This is a genomic window from Mesorhizobium sp. M2A.F.Ca.ET.067.02.1.1, assembly GCF_004023285.1.
In the GTDB taxonomy this organism is placed as follows: domain Bacteria; phylum Pseudomonadota; class Alphaproteobacteria; order Rhizobiales; family Rhizobiaceae; genus Mesorhizobium.
In genome coordinates this window covers 1-3,766 of record NZ_RZSB01000598.1, presented here as the reverse complement: position 1 = coordinate 3,766, position 3,766 = coordinate 1, and the positions used below count along the sequence as shown (strand labels likewise).

The window sequence follows — 3,766 nt, the reverse complement described above, 5'->3', positions numbered from 1 at the left end:
TCCGGTGACTGAACTGGTCACCGGCATCGACCTGGTCGAGCAGATGATCCGCGTCGCCGCCGGGGAGAAGCTCGGCATCAAGCAGAGCGATGTGAAGCTCAACGGCTGGGCGGTGGAAAGCCGCCTCTATGCCGAGGATCCTTTCCGCAACTTCCTCCCGTCGATCGGCCGGCTGACCCGCTATAGGCCGCCGCAGGAGGGCACGTTCGGCGACATCGTCATCCGCAACGATACCGGCGTCACCGAAGGCTCCGAAATCTCGATGTTCTATGACCCGATGGTGGCGAAGCTCTGCACCTGGGCGCCGACAAGGCTTGAGGCCATCGACGCCATGTCGGAGGCGCTCGACAGCTTCCTCGTCGACGGCATCGAGCACAACATTCCGTTCCTTTCGGCGCTGATGCAGCACCCGCGCTGGCGCGAGGGACGGCTGTCGACCGGCTTCATCGCCGAGGAGTATCCGGACGGTTTTTCGCCGGTCGCGCCGGATGGCGAGGAGAGGGCGGTTTTCGCCGCCGTCGCAACCGCGATCGAACTTTTGCGCCGCGACCGGCTCGACCGGCTGAGCGGCCGGCTGGCGCCGCATTCCGGCCATCTCAAGCGCGACTGGGTGGTGAAAATCGGCGCAGCCTATCTTCCGGTCGAGATTGTCGACGGCATGGTCTCGATCCCGATGGAGGTCGATCTGTCGATCGACGGCGGCAAGCCGCTGACCGTTGCCTCCGACTGGCGTCCAGGCGATGCGATCTGGCATGGCACGGTCGGCGGCAGCCGGATCGCGGCGCAGGTCCGGCCCGTGCTGAACGGTCTTCGCATCGCCTGGAAAGGCATGTCGGTTACGGTTCAGGCCATGCTGCCGCGCACCGCGGAGCTGGAAAGGCTGATGCCGGAAAAGCTGCCGCCAGACACCTCGAAGATGCTTCTCTGCCCGATGCCGGGCCTCGTCGTCTCGATCGCGGTGGCCGAGGGCCAAGAGGTCAAGGCCGGCGAGACGCTTGCCGTGGTCGAGGCCATGAAGATGGAAAATGTGCTGCGTGCCGAGCGCGACCTCACGATAGCCAAGCTCAACGCCAAGCCAGGCGACAGCCTGGCGGTCGATGCGGTGATCATGGAGTTCGCCTGAGAAGAGGCGGTAGCCAGCCGGCCTAAGCCTGTGCCCTGTCGGTCATTTGTGCTGGACTGGCACGGCCGCGTCCGGGACAATACATCTCAACAGATTGAGTCTTTGGGACAGCGCGAAAAAACATGGCGGATGAACGACTTCCACGCGATCCGTTGCAGCGCGAAGCAGCCGTGAGGGCCGCGCGGCCGGAAGCGCCGGCGCGGACCTTTATCCATTTGCGCGTGCACTCGGCCTATTCGCTTCTCGAAGGCGCGCTTCAGCTTGGCGCGATCGTCGGCCATGCGGTCAAGGACGAGGCGCCGGCGATAGCGGTCACCGACACCAACAATTTGTTCGGCGCGCTGGAATTCGCCCAGAAGGCGGTCAAGGACGGCGTCCAGCCGATCATCGGCTGCCAGGTCGATCTCGCCTTTTCCGGCGAGGCGAGCGATGGCCAGCGCGACCGTCGCCGGCATGGGCCGGAGATGTCGCCGGTCGTGCTGATCGCCGCCAGCGAGGCTGGCTATGCCAATCTCGTGCGGCTGATCAGCAAGGTGTATCTGGAGACGCCGCCCGGCGAGCCGGTGCACCTCACCAGCGCCATGCTGGAAGGCCGGTCCGATGGGCTGATCTGCCTGACCGGCGGCCCGCGCGGTCCGATCGGCAGCGCGCTCAAAGCGGACCGGCGCGACCTCGCCGAACAGCGGCTGCTGTTCCTCAAGGGTCTGTTCGGCGACAGGCTCTATGTCGAGCTGGAGCGGGTCGCCGGCTATGACCGCATGGTCGAAAAGTCGACGGTCGACCTTGCCTACACGCACGACCTGCCGCTGGTCGCCACCAACGAGGCGTTTTTCTCCAAGCGCGAGGATTACGAGGCGCATGACGCCCTGATCGCCATCGCCGAGGGATCAGTGGTCGCAGCGGACAATCGCCGGCGGCTTTCGCCGGACAATTTCCTGCGCAGCCAGGCCGAGATGGCGCGGCTGTTCTCGGACCTGCCGGAAGCGATCGACAACACGGTCGAGATCGCGATGCGCTGCTCCTACTATCCGAAGAACCGCAGCCCGATCCTGCCGCGCTTCACCGGCGCCGACGCGGCCGACAAGGACGCGGCGGAAAAGGCGGAAGCCGCAGAGCTTGCCCGCCAGGCGCGCGAGGGGCTGGAGGCGCGGCTTGCCGCGCACGGCCCGACGCCGGGCTACACGGTCGAGCAATATCGCGAGCGGCTCGAATTCGAGCTCGGCATCATCGAGAAGATGAAGTTTCCGGGCTATTTCCTGATCGTCGCCGACTTCATCAAATGGGCGAAATCGCAAGGAATTCCGGTGGGGCCGGGGCGCGGTTCGGGCGCCGGTTCGCTGGTCGCCTATTCGACCACCATCACCGACATCGACCCGCTGCGTTTCTCGCTGCTGTTCGAGCGCTTCCTCAACCCAGACCGCGTCTCGATGCCGGACTTCGACATCGACTTCTGCCAGGACCGCCGCGAGGAGGTCATCCGCTACGTCCAGCAGAAATACGGCCGCGACCAGGTGGGCCAGATCATCACCTTCGGTACGCTGCAGGCGCGCGCGGTGCTGCGCGACGTCGGCCGTGTGCTGCAGATGCCTTACGGCCAGGTGGACAAGCTCTCAAAGATGGTGCCGCAGAACCCGGCCAATCCGGTCAAGCTGGCGGATGCGATCGCCAACGAGCCGCGCTTCGCCGAGGAAGCGGAGAAGGAGCCGATCGTGCAGACGCTGCTCGACACGGCGCAGAAGCTCGAAGGCCTGTACCGCCACGCCTCGACGCATGCCGCCGGTATCGTCATCGGCGACCGGCCGTTGTCCGAGTTGGTGCCGATGTACCGCGATCCGCGCTCGGACATGCCGGTCACCCAGTTCAACATGAAATATGTCGAGCAGGCCGGGCTGGTGAAGTTCGACTTCCTCGGCCTGAAAACGCTGACCGTGCTGGAAACGGCGGTGAAGCTCATCCGCCGGCGCGGCGTCGACATAGACCTTGCCCGCATTCCGCTCGACGACAAAGAGACTTACTCGATGCTGTCGCGCGGCGAGGTCGTCGGCGTGTTCCAGGTTGAAAGTGCCGGCATGCGCAAGGCGCTGATCGGCATGCGGCCGGACTGCATCGAGGACATCATCGCGCTGGTGGCGCTCTACCGCCCCGGCCCGATGGAGAACATCCCGACCTACAATGCCAGAAAGCATGGCGAGGAGGAGATGGCCTCGATCCATCCCAAGATCGACCATCTGGTGAAGGAAACGCAAGGCGTCATCGTCTACCAGGAACAGGTGATGCAGATCGCGCAGGAGCTGTCCGGCTATTCGCTCGGCGAAGCCGACCTCTTGCGCCGCGCCATGGGCAAGAAGATTCGCGCCGAGATGGACAAGCAGCGCGAGCGCTTCGTGTCCGGCGCGGTCGAACGCGGCGTCTCCAAGCCGCAGGCCGACTTCATCTTCGATCTTCTGGCGAAGTTCGCCGACTACGGCTTCAACAAGTCGCATGCCGCCGCTTATGCGGTGGTGTCCTATCAGACCGCCTATCTCAAGGCGCATTACCCGGTCGAGTTCCTGGCGGCGTCGATGACGCTCGACATGAGCAACACAGACAAGCTGGCCGACTTCCGCCAGGACGCCATGCGCCTCGGCATCGAGGTGGTGGCGC

At 64.9% G+C, this 3,766-nt stretch carries 2 protein-coding genes; both read left to right on the top strand.

Annotation, left to right across the window (positions count from 1 at the left end):
• The coding region (locus tag EOA28_RS28300) for a biotin/lipoyl-containing protein (RefSeq protein ID WP_128315512.1) at positions 1 to 1,123 on the top strand (1,123 nt) is incomplete at its 5' end.
• Between the two features lie 122 nt (positions 1,124 to 1,245).
• On the top strand, positions 1,246 to 3,766 hold a 2,521-nt coding region (gene dnaE / locus EOA28_RS28295), incomplete at its 3' end, for a DNA polymerase III subunit alpha (RefSeq protein WP_128315511.1).